Below are 17,860 nucleotides of genomic sequence, written 5' to 3'. Positions count from 1 at the left end.
GGGGCGCGGACGCTCACCGGTCGAAGGGATCCCGGCGTCTCCCGCACCACGGCTTCTTCCGCCCTGGGGATCCCGGCCGCCGGACCGCAGGCGGCCGGGCGGGCTCGCCGGTGCCCTGGCTCCGCCACAGCCCTGCACGCCGGGCGGAGCAGCGGACTCCTCCGTCGGCCCGCCAGCTTCGTGACCGTCGCCGGATACGGATCTCAAGACGATCAGAGAGGAGTGTGCTCTGTGTTGGTGGCTGGTCGGTACCGGATGGTCACAAGGCTCGGACGTGGGGGAATGGGCGAGGTGTGGCGGGGGGTGGACGAAGTACTGGGGCGCCCGGTGGCGGTCAAGATTCTCCTGAACCAGAGAGCCGACGAGGCGGCGATCGCCCGGTTCGATCTGGAGGCCCGGACCGCGGCGCAGCTCAACCACCCGCACGTGGTCGCGGTGTATGACACCGGCACCGACCTGGAACGCCACTACCTGGTGACGGAGTTTCTGGAAGGTCGCAGCCTCGCAGAGGAGTTGGCCGCGCGCGGGCCGTTGTTGCCCGCGCGCGTCGCCGGGATCGGTGAGCAGGTTGCTGACGCCTTGGCCGCGGCACACGGGCAAGGGGTGGTGCACCGGGACGTGAAGCCGGGAAATCTCCTGCTGGCTTCGGACGGCACGGTGAAAGTCGGCGATTTCGGGATCGCCCACTTCACAGAGGAGTCCACGGCCGGGCTGACGCTGAAGGGTCAGATCATCGGCACCAGCGCCTATCTGGCGCCCGAACGAGCCGTGGGCCAACCGGCCGGCCCTCCGGCGGACATGTACGCACTGGGCTGTGTACTTTACGAACTGCTGCTGGGCCACCCTCCCTTCCGGGCGGAAACCCCAGCGGCGATGCTGTATCAGCACGTCGATACGGTGCCTGACTCTCCGAATCGGCACCGTTCAGATCTGCCCGAGGCGTTCGCGGCCTTTGTCATGCAGTTGCTGGCGAAGTACCCCGAGGCGCGGCCGACCGCTGCCGAAGCCGTCGAGTTCCTGGCCTCCGCGGAACAGTGGAGCGCCGGGCAGCCGTCATCGGGCGAATGCACCCATCTTGCCGCGGGTCTCCCCGGTCGTTCCGCGACTGCCGTTGGCCAGGGTGCGGTGCGGCAGAAGGAGCCCGGCAGCCTGCGTTCACTCCGGTCACGTGTCGCCGCCGGCTCGCTCGTGGCTGCGGTCGCGGCCGCTGCGGTCGTGACACTCTCCGCGGCGCCCCCGATCGAGGAGGGGAGGGGAAAGCCGCACACCTCGACCACGGCCCGGCCCTCACCGAAACATGGCAAAGTGAACGCGACGCAGCCTCCCCTGTCCGTCCCGGCCGCCGCCTCCGCCACGCCGTCGTTGCCCGGACCCACCCCGAAGGCAGAGAAGGCGTCCGCCCACGACAAGAAGGCGTCGAAGGGCAAGTCGTCCTCACCAGTGGAGAAGCCGACGCCCACGAAGAAGCCCAAGCCTTCCGAGAAGCCCACGGCAACCAGGACGCCCTCGCCCACGAGCACTCCGACCCCGACGGTGAGCAGCCCGCTGACGCCGAGCCCCACTCAGCCGGAGGAACAGGCTGGAACGTCTCCGTCGGGTCAGTGAGCATCAAGAACATAACGGCCAACAGTGCCACGTTGCCGGTGGCCGTCACCGCCCACGTCCCTGTCTGCGTCGCGGCGAAGGTGGATGTCATCCCTGCCTGCCGATGACGGGCGTCCTCGCAGGGGGCCGTCGGTCGCGCGATGGGTTGGGGCAGGGTGTGGTGCCGTCGGCCGGATTCGATGCCGAACGGCCAGGCTGCTCTGGGTGGGACCGAGCCGCGTGCGGGGCCTGGGGTCGGCAGCGCGGTGGCCCGCCGGGCCGGGCGGTGCGCCGAAGGGTAGGGCGGTGCGCCGAAGGGTAGGGGTGTGGGCTCCGCCGCCCTGCCGGGGCACGGCTCAACGAGCGCATCTCTGGGCGACGGATGGGCGTCGCCGTCTGAACGGGTGCTGACCCAGCGAGTGGCCTGTGGTGGTGTCCGGCGCCGGATCGCTGAGGGTGGCGGAAAGAATGCTCGGTATGCGGGAAAACTGGGTGTATCAGTTCCGGGGCGGCCCGGAGCACGAGGTCGTCGAGATCCTGGCCGAACAGGACGCGAGACCCCGGCAGATCCTGGTACGGCAGTGCCCTGATGGCGATGGCCTGGTGGATGGATACGTCCTGCAACACGTCGACGCGCCGACGCGGGCTGCCTTCTACGCCTGGGTGAAGCGCGGCGAACTCGATCCGGTTGCCGCTTGCCTGCTGGAGCTCCTGGCCGAGGTCTGCCCCAAGGAGGGTGCCTGGTAGATCTGCGACGAATGGGTGGAGGACACCCGCTCGGGGACGCGGCTGCGGCAGGTGAGCAATCCGATCGTGGAGACGGCAGAGTTCGACAGCGGTGTTCACGGCTTGGAGGCGGCCCTGGCTGTCCGGGAGCCAGCCTTGCCGGCGCGCAGGGTTCCGCAGGCCGTCGCCCGCAGCGGCACCTGGTTCGTGAAGGCCGTAGCGCGGCGGTCCTGGTCGTCAGCATCATCCTGGGCATGGTCATCGCCAAAGCTGACCCGGCCCCGGGACGGGGTTCGCCGACCGCCGCATCCGACGGTGGTGGGAGCTCTCGGCGGCCGGAACCAGGTCTGTTCCAGTTTGCCTATTTTTATGTAGGTTTTATGCTGGGTGTTGGGTAAAAGAGAGCTCTGCTTCGGAGGCCATCATGGCGTCAACCCATCGCGCACCTATCGAGGAGCACCCCGATCTTGTGGAACTGCGTGCCCGGCACGAGCGTGCCGCCGTCACCCCACGAGCTCAGATGATCGAGGCCCTGGCCCTCATCACCGGCCTCTACCTCGCGGCATCCCCGTGGATCGTCGGCTTCAGCGGTTTCACCACCCTCGCCGTCACCAACCTCATCGTCGGCATCGCCTACATGCTGCTCCTCGGCGGCCTGGGCACCTCCTACGAGCGCACCCATTCCATGGCCTGGGCCGCCGCCGTCATCGGCATCTGGACCTGCGTCGCCCCTTGGGTCGTCGCAGGCGACGTCGCCCACACCCGCTCCATCATCAGCAACCTCATCACCGGCGTCATCGCCACTCTCCTCGCCCTCGCCGCCGCTTCCGCGGCCCGCGGCCGTACCGACAACCTTCGCGGCATCCGCCCCAGCGCACGAGAGCCTCGCACCATGCCCGGCGAGCGCTGACCCCGCCACCGCCCGCCCCGCAATCCCGGTTGGCGCTTCCGCCCCCTCCCCGGAAGGGGCGGAAACCGCCGCCCGGCCACGGGGAGCGGATGACAGCGCGTAAACCGGAGGCAGCGGAGGCCAGGTTCTGCGAACGGTCGAGCCCATCGCGCAGGATGGTCAGAGATGACCGTGGGCACGGACGAGTCCGCTCAATGGGCCGTCAGGTGGACGGAGAGGTCTGTCGTAACACCTCGTCAACTGCTGGCCCGCCCTGACTTGGGTCAACTGCGTGACCGCTCATCGCGTCGCGTCAGATCTGCGCTCGCCCGGACACCGCCTCGCCCCTGTATGCCGTGCACGGGTGATAGCCAAGACGATGTACCGCAGCCTTTCCGGCCTGTCGGGCCGCACCTCGGCCGCCCCGGCAATCCAGCCGGGGCGGAACGTGCCCCCCGTCCGGTCATCAGCAGGTCAGAGGTGAACTCGATGTCCCAGACGCCTCCGCACGAATCGAGGGACGACAGGCAATGCCGCAGCCCGAAACGCCACCGTAGGGCGGGCACCGAACCCCTCACCGCACGCAGCGACCTGGGTCTGCGTAGGGTCCTGTCCACAGCCGCACTGGTCGTCTTCGCCCTGGCGACCGCAGGGTTCGCGTGGTGGGCGGCCTTCTCGAGCAGGGATTCTTCCCCCAGCTCGACCGTCCTTGGCGTGCTCGCGGCAGTCTGCGGGGTGCTCCTCCTCGTGGCGGTGCTCGACCTGGCGGTCATCCGCCGACGGCGCTGAAGCAGCGCAGGGGGCAGGAGCACCCGGCATCCTGGCGGTTGTCCAGCACTGTGATGCATGCACTCGCATGGACTCGATGTCGATATCTCCCTGGCGGAGGAAACACTCTGCGAGGGTCGTCCTCGCCCTTGAGTCAGCCGTGCATCGCGGTGCTGTAGACGTACAGGGCGATCATGCCGGCGACGCAGGCGAGGATCACCCATGAACCGAAACTGGTGTGTTTCCCACTGCGTTTGGGGCGTGCGGCCTTCCCGGCCCGGTTGGCCCGCCCGGGCGCTGTCCGTTCCGGCCCGGCCGGCGCCACATCAGCCGCCGCGTCGGCGAGCAGGCGACGGCAGGTCGCGGCGAGCACGCCTGTACCGGCAGAGAGGGGAACCACGGCTTCCGAACGTGCCGGAGCGGTGGTGCCGCCGTCCAGGATGCGCCCCGCGCGTACGAGGACCACGTCCTGGCCGCCCGCCGGAGCGAGGCTGATCCACCGCCGTACGTGCTCACCCCGGATGACCACACCGCCGGATCTCTCTCGGTACACGGTGTGCTCCCGCCACAACAGCTCCGCCAACTCACCTGCAGTGTCTCTTAGTTGTGCGCTCATGACCCCTCCCCCTCCGCCCACGGCGAATCGAACAAGCATCGCACTGTAGCGGCATGCGCAGAGCGGGGGTCCAGCGGTCCCCCCCAGCGGCCGGGCCCGCCCCGGGCATGCATCGAGTTCTACGGGGACACATCAGCGGCAATTAGCACCGGATCTCTACTCAGCTTCAGTCCCAGACCGACCTGAAGGGTGCGATTACGTGGGACCTGAGCGTTGACTCCACGGTATGTCGCGCCCATCAGCATGCGGCCGGCGCCCGGAAGCGGGGCGAACTGCAGAAGGAGCCGCCCGGCGGGGTCTTCACTGAGCCTCGTGATCACGGACTGGGACGTTCGCGCGGCGGATTCACTACCAAGCTGCACTTGGCCGTCGAGCAGGGCCAGAAACTGATGTCGATCGTGCTCACGGCTGGGCAGCGTGGAGACTCTCCGCAGTTTGAGCCTGTGCTGAAGAGAGTGCGTGTGCCTCGCGCAGGGCCGGGACGGCCACGTGTTCGCCCCGATCGCGTGCGCGCTGACAAGGCGTACGCCTCCCGCGCGAACCTCGCCTGACTACGCTACCGCGGCATCCGCTGCACCATCCCTGACTAGGCCGACCAGGCGCGCAACCGGAGAGAACGTGGCTCCCGTGGCGGCCGGCCACCACGTTTCGACCCGGTCGACTACCGTGAGCGCCACGCTGTCGAGTGCGGAATCAACCGCCTCAAGAGACACCGAGCTGTGGCCACGAGGTACGACAAGCTCGCGGTCCGATACGAGGCGACCGTCCTCATCGCGGCCGTCAACGAGTGACTGTGACCCTCGGCTGTCACGCGATGGGCTCCATTTCATGCCGCAGAACACACAGCCGAAGTCGTCCTCGCGCACGACGTTGCGCTTCTGGGGCGCTTTGCTGCCGGGCCGTAGGGTGCGCGGTGAGGCCGTGAGGTAGACGTTCAGGGAAAGGAATGACCATGGGGGACGTGCAGTTGGCGTGGCAGCGATTGGTGGACTGGCTGGAGACGAATGCACCGACGACTGCATCGTCGGTCCTTGCTCCCGCTCCGCCGGCAGCGATCACTGCGGCAGAGGAGCGCATGGGCGTCGTTTTCCCGGTCGACCTTCGGACGTGGCTCCTGGCCTCCGGGGCCGACAACGGCCCTGTTGGTGTCACGGAAGGGGTCGTGCCCGGCAACAACCGCGATTTGCTGGGAGTCGCGGCCATGGAGCGGACGTACCACTTCAAGATGGAGATCGAGCGCGACGACCCGTCCCCCGATCCGGAGTTTCCCTTCTGGGATAAGCAGTGGATTCCGATCATCTCGGACGATGATAGTTGTTACGGCAAGTTCCTGGATGGGCGTAGCGGTCAGATCGGTTCATTCGGCGATGGGGATGAGCCATCCTTCGGAGTTCACGAGTCACTGACCGCTCTGTTCAACGAGACGGTCGTCCTCATGGAGCAGATTTCTGCGGGGGCGCAGGGCGCAACTGGACGTGTTCAGGGCGGCAGGCTGATCTGGGACTGATGATCGGCGTACGCACGTAGGCCCATGGTGCCGACCGACACCACGGGCCCACTGATGTTTCTGCTGTGCTACTGCGGCTTGGCTGCGTCGATCCGGTCCTGGTAGCCGTCAATGACTGCACTGCTTTGGATCTCCGATCGTGGAATGAACCTTCGCCGCACCGTTCGAGATCCACTTCCGATACACGGCCTAGTCTTCTGAGTCGGGAATTCTGTTCAGATATGAGGCGAGGCGTTCGAGGATCTCGTCTGCGGTCTTGGTCCAGACGTAGGGCTTCGGGTCGGTGTTCCAGGCTGCGGTCCAGTTGCGGATGTCCTTCTCCAGGGCCTGGACAGATCTGTGGACGCCTCGCCGTATCTGCTTGTTGGTGAGCTCGGCAAACCATCGCTCGACGAGGTTCAGCCAGGACGAGCCCGTCGGTGTGAAGTGCAGATGGAACCGGGAATGGGCCAGCAGCCACTTCTTGATGGCGGGTGTCTTGTGGGTCGCATAGTTGTCACAGATCAGGTGGACATCCAGGCCGGCGGGCACTTCCTTGTCGAGCTTGATCAGGAACTTCTTGAACTCCTCCGCGCGGTGCCGGCGGTGCAGGGAGCCAATCACTTTGCCGGTTGCGACTTCCAGCGCGGCGAACAGTGTGGTGGTACCGGCGCGGACGTAGTCGTGGGTAGTCCGCTGGGGAACTCCGGGCATCATCGGCAGAACCGGTTGCGAGCGGTCCAGGGCCTGGATCTGCGACTTCTCGTCCACGCAGAACACCAAAGCCCGTTCGGGCGGGTCCAGGTAGAGACCCACCACATCGTGGACCTTGTCGATGAAGTACGGATCGGTCGACAGCTTGAAGGTCTCCGACCGGTGCGGCTGCAGGCCGAACGCTCGCCAGATCCGAGACACCGACGACTGCGACAGGCCCATCTCCTTCGCCATCGAACGGGTCGACCAGTGTGTTGCGTTCTTCGGTATCGACTCCAGCGTCTTGGCGACCACCGCGGCAACCTGCTCGTCCGTCACCGTCCGGGGCCCACCCGGACGCGGCATGTCACCCAGACCGGCCATCCGGTACTGCACGAACCTCGACCGCCAACGGCCCACCGCATGAGGTGTGGAACCGAGTTGGGCCGCCACATCCTTGTTCGAGGCCCCCTCAGCACAGGCCAGGATGATCCGGCACCGAAGTGCCCACGCCTGCGGCGTGGAACGACGCCGCACCCACCCCTCGAGTGCAGCCCGCTCCTCACCCGACAGTCTTAACTCGGCCTTTGGCCGCCCAGTCCGCACCATAGAGCAAGCCTATACATCTGAACAGAATTCCTGACTCAGAAGACTGGTACGGCAGCCGTAGATTGAACCTTCATGCTGTGCGGGTGGATTGCCGCAGGTAGTGGTAGGTGCGGGAGCGGTGTTGGCGGCGGCGTCGCCAGGCTGACCAGTCCCAGCGGTGCTCGTGTGGATGGTCGCGGTCGAAGCGCATCGCCGCCGAACAGCCCGAACTACCCGCGGACGCCGACGGATGATCCCGCTGCGGGCCGATGATGATCGTGGTTTGTGAAGACTGTGCGAAGGCCTCGGCTGCTGCGGCCATGGTTCCTGTCCGCGCTCAGCAACGGGAGGTGTGACGCCGCAAGGTGTGAAGCCTACGTCAGGGCGTCCTGGTTGCGGTGCTCATCTCGATGCAGCGCGCCCGCCCCTGCGGTCTCCGCCGCCTCCGCGCTGGCGCGGATCAGCGCGGCCACCGCCCGCGATGTCGTCCGCTCCGGCCAGGCCACGACAACCGCGGTGGGCGGCGCATCGAGCAGCGGCACGCACACAACGTCGGGCCAGGCACGCTGGCGCACCGACTCGGGCAGGACCGCGACCAGCTGACCCAGAGCAACCAGCTGCATCAGCTGCGAGATATCACGCACCTGGGGAAGACGGCCATCGGTGGCGTGCACATCGTCATCAGGCCATCGGGGTAGCTGTTCGCCGGCCAGGTCGGCGAGGGTCAAGGCGGCGCGGCCGGCGAGAGGGTGGGCCCGGGGAAGCATGGCGACCTGGTCCTGGGTCACGAGTGGTTCGGTGTCGAATCCCGCGACGTCGTCGTAGGGCGCGGTCAGGAACGCGACATCGGCCCTGCCGTCGCGCAGCATCGGAGCCTGCTCCCCGATGCCGCAGACGATCACCTCGATGTCGACGGCATCAGAATCGCGGCGGTAGCGCTGCAGGATCGACTCCAGCAGCCCTGCATCTCCGTTGGGCTTCATCGCCAGCGTGAGCTTCGGATCGGTCCGTCCCGCCCGTTGCGCTCGCCGGACCGATGCCGAGACCGCGTCCAGTGCTTTGCGGCTTTCGGTCAGGAAGACCTGGCCGGCGGCGGTGAGGTTCACTGCCCGGCTGGTGCGCTCCAGCAGCTGCACGCCCATGCGTCGCTCCAACTGGGCGATGGCGCGGGACAACGGCGGCTGCGCCATGCCCAAGCGCTGTGCGGCGCGCCCGAAGTGCAGTTCCTCGGCGACGGCGACGAAGTAGGTGAGCTCCCGCGTCTCCGGCACATCCATACCTGCAGGGTATCGTTCGAGACGCTACAGGTGTTGGCCAGCGCGTTCGGTGCGGTGTTGTGCTGGATCCATGAACGAAACCATGATCACTCTGGTGACCGGCGCGAACAAGGGCATCGGCCGCCAAATCGCCGCCCAGCTTGGGGCCCTGGGCCACATCGTCGTGATCGGCGCCCGCAATGCCGAGCTCGGCCAGAAGGCTGCCACAGAGCTGCGCGAGAGCGGCGCCGATGCGGCTTCAGTCGTGCTCGACGTGACGGACCCGGTCTCGGCCGCTGCAGCCGCCACCGAGATCGAGTCCCGCTACGGCAGGCTCGACACGCTGGTCAACAACGCCGGCATCAGCGGCCCTCCGAGCGGCGACCTGGGCGACCAGCGCCCCAGCACGGCGGACCTCGACGTGCTGCGCGCCATCTTCGAGACCAACTACTTCGGGGTGATCGCCGTCACCAACGCGATGCTGCCGCTGCTGCGCCGATCGGCCTCTCCGCGGATCGTCAACGTGTCCAGCTCCGTGGGCTCACTGAGCATCAACGCAGACCTGGAGCGCACCGACGGCCCGCCGATCCCGATCTCCGCCGGGTACGTCACGTCGAAGACCGCGCTGACGGCCCTTACCCTGCAGTACGCCCGAGACCTGCTGCCCGACGGCATCAAGGTCAACGCGGTCTGCCCCGGCTACGTCGCCACCGACCTGAACGGCCACCGCGGCCACCGCACCCCCGCCGAAGGCGCGGTGGCCGCCGTACGGATGGCCACCATCGGCGCCGACGGACCGACCGGCACCTTCACCGACGACGAGGGCCCAGCGCCCTGGTGAGCCGTCAGGCGGCTGGGCGCGGGGCTTACCCGGTCTCGACAGGAATACGCGCTGGCGATCATCGCTTCCCGCGGACGTTCAATGGCGCAGCAACGGGGAGAGCCAGTCTGCGGCTGGCCCCGGTTCCCGACTCGCCGACGATCGTGTTGTAGAAGACCGTTCCCTTCTTGATGAACCCGGTGTCAGCGTCAACGCCGCCTGTTGGACAGAACGCGTCGCGGGCATCCGAGTTCCGAGGCAAACCGGCGAGCTCACACAGCGTCGGGGTGTCCAGCCCGGCCGCGAGGGTCTCAGCAGCAATCATCGGCAGGTCCTCCGGGCGGATCTCATCCGGCTGATAGCGGCACGCCACCTCACCAAGAGATGCGATGTCCCTCTGCCTCGGGGGTTCCGGTGGCGTCGTTCCTGCTGTTCCCATGACTCGTACGATGCCAGCTCCCTTCCCAAGAAGGGAGCCCGGGGCGCCCGCTGGTACTCACCCCCTGTTTTCGCCTGAACCCGACGGCCGGACCCATGAAATCACCACAGTCCATCCCCGGGTTCTGCTGAGAACGCTTCAGTTTGCGTGAACCTACGAGCTTTCCCGGGTGTGAGCATTTGCGGTACAGGAAATGCCGCTGAGATTGGTCTTGGTCGGCTAGCACGCCGACGATGGCGCCTGCGTCCCTTCCGGGCACGAGCTCAAGCGGGCGGCGTGACCGGGGACCACACGCCCATCCACTGTTCGGCGCCCCACGCCTCGTACCGTTGCACCTCGGCGAACCCCAGCTTTGCCGCAAGGCGTATCGAGCGGTCGTTGGCGGTCTGGGTGCACAGCACCACCGGCTCGCCGGGAAGTGCGTCGGCGAACCAATCAAGCGCCGCCGCGCACGCCTCGGCGGCGTATCCGTGTCCCCATGCCTCCGGCAGGAGCAGGTAGCCGAGTTCGACCTCCCCGGCATCCGGACGGACATGACTCCGACGCTCCGCGTCGCGCCGGTTGAGCTCGATGGTGCCGATCATCGCTCCGTCGAGCTCGATCACGAAAAGGCCAGGACGCCTCTCGGGCGTCTCAGGCAACGCGCGCTCGCACTCATCACGCGGTCGAGGGCCGCCCAGGTAGGTGCCCACCTCCGGTGAGGTGAACAGCTCGATGAACACCGCACGGTCCCGGGCCTCGGGCTCGCGGAGCACGAGTCGCTCGGTCTTCATCGGTGCAGGTGGCCAAGTGATGGACCCTGGTTCAGTCACGGCAAGGAACCTATCGCACGCCCGACCCGGCAAGATCAATCTCGACGGAATTTCCTGTACCGCAACTGCTCACACCCGCTTCTGCCGGAGCGACTGATCTGTGCCGCAGATGGCGCAGCCCCGTGCGCCCGGCTCTGCCATCGCGGCGCGGGTCGCCGCCTCGCTGTCCACCAGGGTCCTCTTCCCGTGGACGGTCGAGCAGCCGGCGCCGTGCACGCTGGTGCGGCGGACATTCGCGTCGCACGCGCGGTGCTGCTTGACGATGCGCCACTGCGTCGAACGGACCGTCGATCGGGTCAAGAACTCCCATGCCATCGCGACCCGTTACGAAAAACGGGGCTATATGTTCCGCGGCGCCGTCACCGCAGCAAGGATCCGGTCATGGGTCTCCGCACGTGTTCCGGGCAGAGACGCTCAGAGCGCGTCGAATGCCGCCTGGAAGGCGTCGGCCGTAGGGGCTATGACGAGCGTCTTCCCCTGGAGGTCCGCAGGGAGATGACGGCGCTGGTCCTCGTGGAAGATCAGTGCGTCGCCGTCCTGGGGCACGATTGAGGCTTCGAGGGCTGTCGCCAGCCGGGCGAGTACGCCGCTCATCGCGCCCCGGGCGAAGTGCGTCGCCGTCACACATTGCATGCCGTCCTCACCGTGGGACGCGTGGTAGAGGTCCGCCTCGCCCCCGTCCTCCGCGCGGAGTTGGGAGAAGCCCTCCTCCGGACCACCCGCCACGACGTACGGCTCCGTCACCTGCTGGAACCGTTCGGCGTCCAGGGCGACGACCTCGCCGTCCACGAACCGGAGCAGGAAGATGCTGTAGCTCACGGGCACACCCTGCCATCATCCCGATCCGTCGGACAGACCCTGGTGCGAGGTCTCGCCATCCGCCGGCCCTGCTGCAACCCAATCATCCAGTGGTTGTACAGCTGCAATACGACCGCCGCACACGCACCTTTGAGCAGATCTTCACCAGCGACCAACTGCTCACGGAGATCATGCTCTACGTCGCCACCGGCACCTTCGACACCAGCGGGTGGGTGTACAAGGGCGCATACGACGAGAACGGCAGCACCCTGCCGCAGGGCGGGCGCATCACCGTGCCGACGGGCTTCGCCGGCTTCCCGGACCCCCTCGCACCGATCCCGACGCGCGCGGACCTGGAGGCGGTCTACAACGTGGTCCAGTACGCGACGTACGAGTACGGCGGCCACTTCCCGTTCTACGAGAACCCGGTGGACCTCCTCGACGGCCTACGGGCCTTCCTCCGCGTCACCGACACCGTCACTCCGACCTCCTGACAACGCGGTGCCAGAACGGGGCTGGGGTCGTACACCGCGATTACTCTTGTGACCTGCAGATTCACCACCACTTCGGGCTTACCGCGGTCGTTTCGACCGGGAGGCCGCGATCGAGCATTCGCCCGCATGCGGTTCGGAGCGCGGCAGGAGAGCCCTGCGTGACCAGCGACCACCGCTGATCATCAGTGTCCTCGCACCCACTGAGGATCAGCGGTGGCCGAAGTCCGGGGCGCTAGCCGGCCACGTCCGTAGTCTCGACCGTGATGGTGGCCTTGCGTCGGGGGATCGCGCCTGCCGGCGGTGCCTGCCGCACGGCCCGGTTGGCCGTAGTGATGATGGCCAACACGAGCAGCCACGCTCCACAGAGCCAGACCAGAGGCTTGGCGCCTAGTGTGGTGATCAGCGCACCGCCTGCGAGAGTGCCGACCGACAAGGCTCCCGTGGTGAGCGTCGATACCGCACTCGTCGTGCGGCCCCGCAACTCGTCTGGGGTAATGGCCAGTTGGTGAGTAGTCATGGCCACCATGTACACCGGAGCCACCAGCGACTCGGCGGCCGCGACCGCCGCCAGCAGTAGTGGATTGGGGGCGAGCGCGTACAGCGGGAAAATCAGTGCCTCCAACCACAACATCACCACGGCGATCCGCCCGAGCGGAAAGCGAAGCGTGGCCCTTTCCGAGACCAGCGCCCCCGCCACTGCGCCGACCGCCGCACCGCTGAAGATGACGCCGATCCACAGCGAGGAGGCGCCAAGTTGCCGAGCGAGTGTGATGATCAGCAGGTAACCCGCGCCGTAGCGAACCTTGTCAGCGGCCGATACCAGGGTGAGGAAGCGGATGACCGGCTGGTGCCGGAGCCAGCCGAGCCCGTCGCGGATCTCGATGGCGAGCCCGGCTTTCGTCCGCGCGGCGTGACCGTCCATCTGAAACCGGGCGCGCATGAGGCGCAGCGAGGCAGCGGACAGGGCGAAGGAGACCGCATTCACGGCGAAGGGCACGGTCCGTCCGAGGGCGTAGAGCGCCCCGGCGAGAGAGGCACCGAAGACGCCCGCCGCATTGCCGGCGGACTGCGAGTAGCCGAGCGCGGCGGACAGTTGTCGCGGACCGACCACGTTGGGCAGCGCGGCGATGTTTGCCACCTGGAAGAGAGTGGTCAGGATTCCGGAGAGCGCGGCCGTCGCGTACAGCTGGGGCATCGTGAGCCTGTCCAGCCACAGCTCGACGGCGACGCCGGCCGTGAGCGCGGTCCGGCCGAGCTCGCACCAGATCATGGTGCGCTTGCGATCCCATCGGTCGACGAGTGCCCCGGCGATCAGCCCGAATGCCAGGAACGAAAGGGTGCCCAAGCCGAGTACGTACCCGGCGTGGGTGGCCGACCCGGTGAGGGCCAGCACGATCAGCGGCAGGGCGATGGACTGAGCCTGATCGCCTATCGAGGAGACCAGCTGGCCGCTCAGTAACAGGGAGAAGTCCCGGTTTCGGAGCAGGCCGAAACCGCGCAAGGTACTCACTTAAGTTACGCTCCGTAACAGCTCAAGGATACGAGGGTGGTGTCGAGGCCGGTATCCGAGCTAGACGTCACAGAGCAGAACAGACATGCGCGGACCGTACCCAGGGCACCGGCCCGTCTGCAATCGGTTTTGTCGTGACAGCCGCACGACAGGCGGCGCCCGGCAGACTCTCACCGTCAGGTCGGCCACTGACGCGGTTCAGTCCTCCGCGCCATTGTCATCGTCGAGCTCGACGGTGTCCGGGTCCGGCAGCGGGCGCAGGGTGCCGCCCGGCGGCCAAGACGCCGTCTCCTTCGGCTGTTGTTCGGGTCAGAAGTCGGCGACCTGTCTGTATACCTGATGCCCTGGCGGAGCATCAGCCAGGAAGCCAGGAAGAAGCGCTGCGCCAATCCGCACTCAACCGCTCCACATGCGTCCGGGCCTCCGCAGCGAGGAATACGACGCCGTCCAGCGGCAGCTACGCGTCCCTTCAACGGCTGAGCGTCGCCGACGACAGGACAACCTGCCCGTTGTGGTTGGCGGTTGACTACTTATTTCATTCTCCTCCGGCCACGGGCACCCTGGCTTCACATGCGTCGGCTGAAACGCGCAGGAGTCTTCGCCAGCCGGCTACTCGGGCCAGGAACTGTTCAGGATGACCTCGACGAAGTCGATGCGCTGGAAACCGGGCACGAAGTGGGCTAGTACATCAGCGTTCACGGTGCCGAAGGTTGTGTCGGGCCGGTCCTTGAAGCCGTCAGTGAAGGCCTCCAGAATCCGCCGCTTGAAGTCGGGTCGTGGGTGCGCATCGGTGACGGCTTCGATCGACGCGGGATCCAGGTCGTCACGGCCGATCCCGAGCACATCAGTCTCCACGCCCGCGGTGACCAACGCGATCTCAGGCTCCATGAACTCCGGAACACCAGGCGTTGTGTGCAGGGCGATCGCCGTCCAGACCCGGCGGACATGGTCAGCGGCGACCCCATGCTCGGTAAGGAACCGACGCGCCTCGTTCGCACCGTCGATCTCGAAGCGCTGATGAGTGGTCCGGTATGTCTGCGTCAGACCCAGGTCGTGGAACATCGCTCCGACATAGAGCAGTTCCGGTTCGGGCTTCAGGCCGCGTTGTAGCCCTTGCAGCATCCCGAACAGGTAGACCCTGCGAGAGTGGTCGAACAGCAGCGGGGGCTCAGCTTCGCGGACCAGCGCCGTGGCCTCGGCCGCCAGCCGGGAATCGGGGATTTCGATGCCCGCGATCTTTTCGCCCATAACTGATTCCCTCTCCGCTGGGCCCCAAGAGCGCGCATGCGCGCCTACGGAGCCAACTCGAAGGTGCCAATTCCGGCGGGGCGGCAAGCGTGGTGGCCGCCCCCGTCTCACAAGATAAGTATTTCACCCTTGTGGGCAACTGTCCTTGTCAGCGAGCAGCCCATAGCGGCCTCGTCCCGCGGGGAGCGCTGTGAGGCCTGACCGGGACGGCCGGTCCCGCCGTATGCGATCAGCTCTGGTGAAGCGGGACTCAAGATCGCTCACGGAATGGGTTCCAGAACCCGAGTTACGACAGCACTGAGCATTCCTGGCGGGCCGACGTCCGGCCACTCCCGGGCATGTGTCCAAGTTTTCGGAGAGGCGTCAGGCGGGCAGGGAGGCGAGCCAGTCGGTCAGGAGCCGGTTGATCTCGTCGGGGCGCTCTTGCTGGATCCAGTGGCCGCAGCCGTCGAGGATCTGGGAGGAGACCAGGCCGGGCAGGGTGGAGGGGTATGCCTTGATCGCATCGGCCATCCACGTGGTGGACCCGTCCAGACCGCCACCGATGAACAGGGACGGCTGGGTGACGGGGGCGCCGTCGAAGTCGGCGAGATCTTCCCAGTCCCGGTCCATGTTCCGGTAGCGGTTGAGCGCCCCGCTCATGCCCGTCCGCTCGAACTCCCCACTGTAGACATCCAGGTCGTTCTCGCTGAGCCAGAGGGGCAGCCGACCGGTGGGGAAGCGGTCGCGCAGCCGCCCGCCTCGGCTGACGAAATGCGGGCCGGGTGCGTCGGGCGCGGGCATGGTGTCGGCGGACAGAGCGGCGTAGAAGCCCGCGAGCCAGCCGCGCACGTCGGGCTCGATCTCGGCCTCGGCCCGGCCGGGCTCCTGGAAGTAGGAGACGTAGAACTCCTCGTCCCCACCCAACTGCGCGAAGACCTTGCTGGGCCGTGGCCCACCGCGCGGAGCGTAGGGAACACTGAGCATGCCCACCGCGCGGAAGACGTCCGGCCTGACCAGGGCGGAGTTGGCGGCGTTGGCCGACCCCCAGTCGTGGCCGACGATCACCGCGGACCGTTCGCCCAGGGCGTGCACCACGGCGGCGTTGTCCTCCACCAGCTCCAGCATCCGGTACGCCTCGGTGTCGCCGGGCTTGGAGGAGCGGCCGTAGCCGCGGACATCGATCGCGGCCGCGCGGTACCCGGCTGCGGCCAGGACCGGCAGCTGGTGGCGCCAGGAGTACCAGGATTCCGGGAAGCCGTGCACGAGCAACACCAGCGGCCCGGTGCCCTGCTCCACCAAGTGGATCCGGCCTGCGGGCGAGGGCACCAGCCGGTGGGTGACTTCCGTGGCCTGTTTCGACATGACCCCTCCAAAGTTCTCGATCTGCCATGCACCAAGATCGTTACCCAATCATGCGGGTATCGGCGCGGACGTGGCGAGTCCCTTTGCCGGTTCAGCAAAGCGGGGGCGAGTCTTCTTGCCGGTTCCGCAAAGCGGCCTTGGGCGGTCTGCCTCACGCGTTTCAATGTCCGTCACTGTCCAGGGCCCACGACGGTCGGACGGGTGCGTGAAAGCTCCCGCTATGGGCTGGTGATTCCTGGCGGGCGCCCCTGCGGGTAGGACCTCTTTGCTGGTCTCACGGACGATCACGATCGCAGCCGTCAGTCCCGTCCCTGCCGCAAACGCACAGGTGCCCGAGGGTGACTTCAGGGGGTCGGCGGCCGTCGCGCGGGTGGACTCCACCAGGGGCTGCAGCCACCGGGCAACACCGGCTTCAGTCGTCCTTTCCCGGTCGCTCCGCCGTCTCCAGCAGCGGTCCGAGCGCGCGGGCGAGGCGCCCCCGCCAGCTTGCCGCATCCTCCGTGACCCAGGGGTGTTCGGCTGTGAAGTGACGCCAACCGGTCTCCACGTCCAGCTCGTCGAGCCATCGGGTACCGTCCGGCCTCACCCCCTCCGCGCCGCTGAGCACGAAGGCGTCCCGTATCAGTTCGTACGACGGCTGGGTGTGTTCCGCCAGCAGGACCGCGTCGTACAGGTCCTTGCCCTGCGGATAGGCGTCGGTGGCCAGCCACAGCAGCTTCCAGGCCAGCGACAGAGCGGGGGAGACGGCCGCTACCCGGCAGCCGGGACCGTCACCCAGGGGGCGGAGCTCGGTGAGTTCGGCCGGGGCCGGCAGGGCCTCGTTGAACACCACATCCAGCTGTACGGTGCCACCGGGAATCCCCGATGCCGTCCATGGCAGCAGCATGCGGCGGCCCGGAACCCGGTCGTACGTCCAGATGTTCTCGGTCACCATGGCGGCCGCGTCGATCTGGACGGCGCCGCGCGCGGCTGCCGCGCTGTCCCGGGCGATCGTGTCGAACAGACTCGCGGTCCGGAGCTCGTCCATGGCCCAGTCCTGAGGTACGAAGAGGAAGTCCAGGTCGCCCGGGTCACGGGCCGCATCCCCGCACCAGCTGGCCATCAACACGCTGCCGCGCAGCACCAGATGGCGGGCCCAGGGACCGTCCGCGACAGCCGCGAGCACCGTATCGAGTACGGTCCGCCGCGCCCGGTGCCAGGGCCGGCCCGTCGCGGCATCCCCGAAGCGCGGCTCCCCGGCCCGGTAGGCGTTGGCGAACTGTTTCAACGCAGGTTCGAAGATCGCCGGGTGGTGCATGCCGACGGCGGCCGGCAGCAGCGTTGCGGGGAGATCCGCGTGCCGCCGTGTCACGTCGTCGAGGGGCGCGTGCGGGATGTGTGGGGAGCCGGCCCACAGCCTCGTCCAGGAGGAGGCATCGCCAGCGGAGGGCGTCATGATGAAGGCTCCCGAGCAGAGGTGTGGCATCGTCCGCCTTGTCCGAGGCGGCAGTTGGAGGTGCGGCGGCTGCCAGCGCTTGGTGACAGCATAGGTTCCCGGGGTGTACGGGGAGCGCCCGGACCCGGCTCCAGCACTTGTGCCGGATCGATGCGAGCCGGCCTCGGAACGGCCGAAATCCGCTCCGGCTACGCGCTTGTCCCAGTTGCGTGTGCGCGAACCATTGACACTCTCCCCGACCCCTCACTACGGTCACGCCAGAATTTCGAACGGGTGACGAAATATCGAACACCCTAGGAGCTAGAGGAGTTACGCGAGCCCCAGGAGCAACCGCCTTGCCGCTCAAGGGGATCG

The 17,860-nt window shown here is 67.4% G+C and carries 20 protein-coding genes; 8 read left to right on the top strand and 12 right to left on the bottom strand.

From position 1 onward, the window contains the following. The first annotated feature begins 180 nt into the window (after window positions 1–180). The 4 genes from ACFYP5_RS32960 to ACFYP5_RS32945 all read left to right on the top strand — a co-directional run bounded on the left by ACFYP5_RS32960 (window position 181) and on the right by ACFYP5_RS32945 (window position 3,988). Complete coding sequence (locus ACFYP5_RS32960) at window positions 181–1,605, top strand: serine/threonine-protein kinase (RefSeq protein ID WP_389042661.1); 1,425 nt, start codon at window positions 181–183, stop codon at window positions 1,603–1,605. 456 nt (window positions 1,606–2,061) lie between these two features. Next, complete coding sequence (locus tag ACFYP5_RS32955) at window positions 2,062–2,331, top strand: hypothetical protein (protein ID WP_389042659.1); 270 nt, start codon at window positions 2,062–2,064, stop codon at window positions 2,329–2,331. Between the two features lie 403 nt (window positions 2,332–2,734). Next, window positions 2,735–3,220, top strand: coding sequence for an SPW repeat protein (locus tag ACFYP5_RS32950; RefSeq protein ID WP_389042657.1), 486 nt, complete (start codon window positions 2,735–2,737; stop codon window positions 3,218–3,220). A gap of 468 nt (window positions 3,221–3,688) precedes the next feature. After that, window positions 3,689–3,988 carry a hypothetical protein gene (locus ACFYP5_RS32945; RefSeq protein ID WP_389042655.1) on the top strand — a complete coding sequence of 100 codons (300 nt, stop codon included), beginning with the start codon at window positions 3,689–3,691 and terminating at the stop codon, window positions 3,986–3,988. 133 nt (window positions 3,989–4,121) lie between these two features. On the opposite strand, the gene ACFYP5_RS32940 is transcribed toward ACFYP5_RS32945, so the two are convergent. Beyond that, complete coding sequence (locus tag ACFYP5_RS32940; protein ID WP_389042654.1) at window positions 4,122–4,583, bottom strand: hypothetical protein; 462 nt, start codon at window positions 4,581–4,583, stop codon at window positions 4,122–4,124. Window positions 4,584–4,735: 152 nt separating this feature from the next. Between ACFYP5_RS32940 and ACFYP5_RS32935 the strand changes: the two genes are divergently transcribed. Both ACFYP5_RS32935 and ACFYP5_RS32930 read left to right on the top strand, forming a co-directional pair. Next, window positions 4,736–5,134, top strand: coding sequence for a transposase (locus tag ACFYP5_RS32935; protein ID WP_389042813.1), 399 nt, complete (start codon window positions 4,736–4,738; stop codon window positions 5,132–5,134). A 401-nt stretch (window positions 5,135–5,535) separates the two neighbouring features. After that, complete coding sequence (locus ACFYP5_RS32930) at window positions 5,536–6,090, top strand: SMI1/KNR4 family protein (protein WP_389042652.1); 555 nt, start codon at window positions 5,536–5,538, stop codon at window positions 6,088–6,090. 189 nt (window positions 6,091–6,279) lie between these two features. Here ACFYP5_RS32930 and ACFYP5_RS32925 read toward each other — a convergent pair whose 3' ends face one another. The 3 genes from ACFYP5_RS32925 to ACFYP5_RS32915 form a co-directional block, all read right to left on the bottom strand. Beyond that, on the bottom strand, window positions 6,280–7,371 hold the full coding sequence (locus ACFYP5_RS32925; RefSeq protein ID WP_389042650.1) for an IS630 family transposase: 1,092 nt from the start codon (window positions 7,369–7,371) through the stop codon (window positions 6,280–6,282). A gap of 70 nt (window positions 7,372–7,441) precedes the next feature. After that, window positions 7,442–7,672 (bottom strand): hypothetical protein, encoded by a 231-nt coding sequence (locus ACFYP5_RS32920; RefSeq protein WP_389042648.1) that lies wholly within the window; start codon window positions 7,670–7,672, stop codon window positions 7,442–7,444. Between the two features lie 52 nt (window positions 7,673–7,724). Further along, window positions 7,725–8,627 carry a LysR family transcriptional regulator gene (locus ACFYP5_RS32915; RefSeq protein WP_389042646.1) on the bottom strand — a complete coding sequence of 301 codons (903 nt, stop codon included), beginning with the start codon at window positions 8,625–8,627 and terminating at the stop codon, window positions 7,725–7,727. A gap of 70 nt (window positions 8,628–8,697) precedes the next feature. On the opposite strand from ACFYP5_RS32915, the gene ACFYP5_RS32910 reads away from it, so the two are divergent. Beyond that, window positions 8,698–9,447: an SDR family oxidoreductase gene (locus tag ACFYP5_RS32910; protein ID WP_389042644.1), complete on the top strand. Its 750-nt coding sequence runs from the start codon at window positions 8,698–8,700 to the stop codon at window positions 9,445–9,447. A gap of 58 nt (window positions 9,448–9,505) precedes the next feature. Here the strand turns inward: ACFYP5_RS32910 and ACFYP5_RS32905 are convergent, their stop codons facing one another. From ACFYP5_RS32905 to ACFYP5_RS32890, 4 genes are all read right to left on the bottom strand, one after another. After that, window positions 9,506–9,865 (bottom strand): hypothetical protein, encoded by a 360-nt coding sequence (locus ACFYP5_RS32905; RefSeq protein ID WP_389042643.1) that lies wholly within the window; start codon window positions 9,863–9,865, stop codon window positions 9,506–9,508. 263 nt (window positions 9,866–10,128) lie between these two features. Then, entirely contained in the window at window positions 10,129–10,677 is a 549-nt protein-coding gene (locus ACFYP5_RS32900) for a GNAT family N-acetyltransferase (protein ID WP_389042641.1), read from the bottom strand. A gap of 69 nt (window positions 10,678–10,746) precedes the next feature. Beyond that, window positions 10,747–10,977, bottom strand: a complete 231-nt coding sequence (locus ACFYP5_RS32895; protein WP_389042639.1) for a DUF6233 domain-containing protein — start codon at window positions 10,975–10,977, stop codon at window positions 10,747–10,749. A 114-nt stretch (window positions 10,978–11,091) separates the two neighbouring features. Then, window positions 11,092–11,496: a hypothetical protein gene (locus ACFYP5_RS32890; RefSeq protein ID WP_389042638.1), complete on the bottom strand. Its 405-nt coding sequence runs from the start codon at window positions 11,494–11,496 to the stop codon at window positions 11,092–11,094. Window positions 11,497–11,585: 89 nt separating this feature from the next. Here ACFYP5_RS32890 and ACFYP5_RS32885 point away from each other — a divergent pair, with 89 nt between their 5' ends. Beyond that, on the top strand, window positions 11,586–11,969 hold the full coding sequence (locus tag ACFYP5_RS32885; protein ID WP_389042636.1) for an alpha/beta fold hydrolase: 384 nt from the start codon (window positions 11,586–11,588) through the stop codon (window positions 11,967–11,969). Between the two features lie 232 nt (window positions 11,970–12,201). On the opposite strand, the gene ACFYP5_RS32880 is transcribed toward ACFYP5_RS32885, so the two are convergent. The 4 genes from ACFYP5_RS32880 to ACFYP5_RS32865 form a co-directional block, all read right to left on the bottom strand. Further along, on the bottom strand, window positions 12,202–13,479 hold the full coding sequence (locus tag ACFYP5_RS32880) for an MFS transporter (protein WP_389042634.1): 1,278 nt from the start codon (window positions 13,477–13,479) through the stop codon (window positions 12,202–12,204). 609 nt (window positions 13,480–14,088) lie between these two features. Beyond that, window positions 14,089–14,727 carry an HD domain-containing protein gene (locus ACFYP5_RS32875; RefSeq protein ID WP_389042632.1) on the bottom strand — a complete coding sequence of 213 codons (639 nt, stop codon included), beginning with the start codon at window positions 14,725–14,727 and terminating at the stop codon, window positions 14,089–14,091. A 363-nt stretch (window positions 14,728–15,090) separates the two neighbouring features. Beyond that, a complete protein-coding gene (locus tag ACFYP5_RS32870) occupies window positions 15,091–16,071 on the bottom strand; it encodes an alpha/beta fold hydrolase (RefSeq protein WP_389042631.1) in 981 nt (326 codons plus the stop codon). Between the two features lie 412 nt (window positions 16,072–16,483). After that, window positions 16,484–17,506 (bottom strand): nucleotidyl transferase AbiEii/AbiGii toxin family protein, encoded by a 1,023-nt coding sequence (locus tag ACFYP5_RS32865; RefSeq protein WP_389042629.1) that lies wholly within the window; start codon window positions 17,504–17,506, stop codon window positions 16,484–16,486. Window positions 17,507–17,860 lie beyond the last annotated feature (354 nt).

It is taken from the genome of Streptomyces sp. NPDC005262 (assembly GCF_042872425.1).
Taxonomy (GTDB): Bacteria; Actinomycetota; Actinomycetes; order Streptomycetales; family Streptomycetaceae; genus Streptomyces.
The sequence above is the reverse complement of the archived record's forward strand: the minus strand, read 5'-3'. Positions and strand labels throughout refer to the sequence as shown.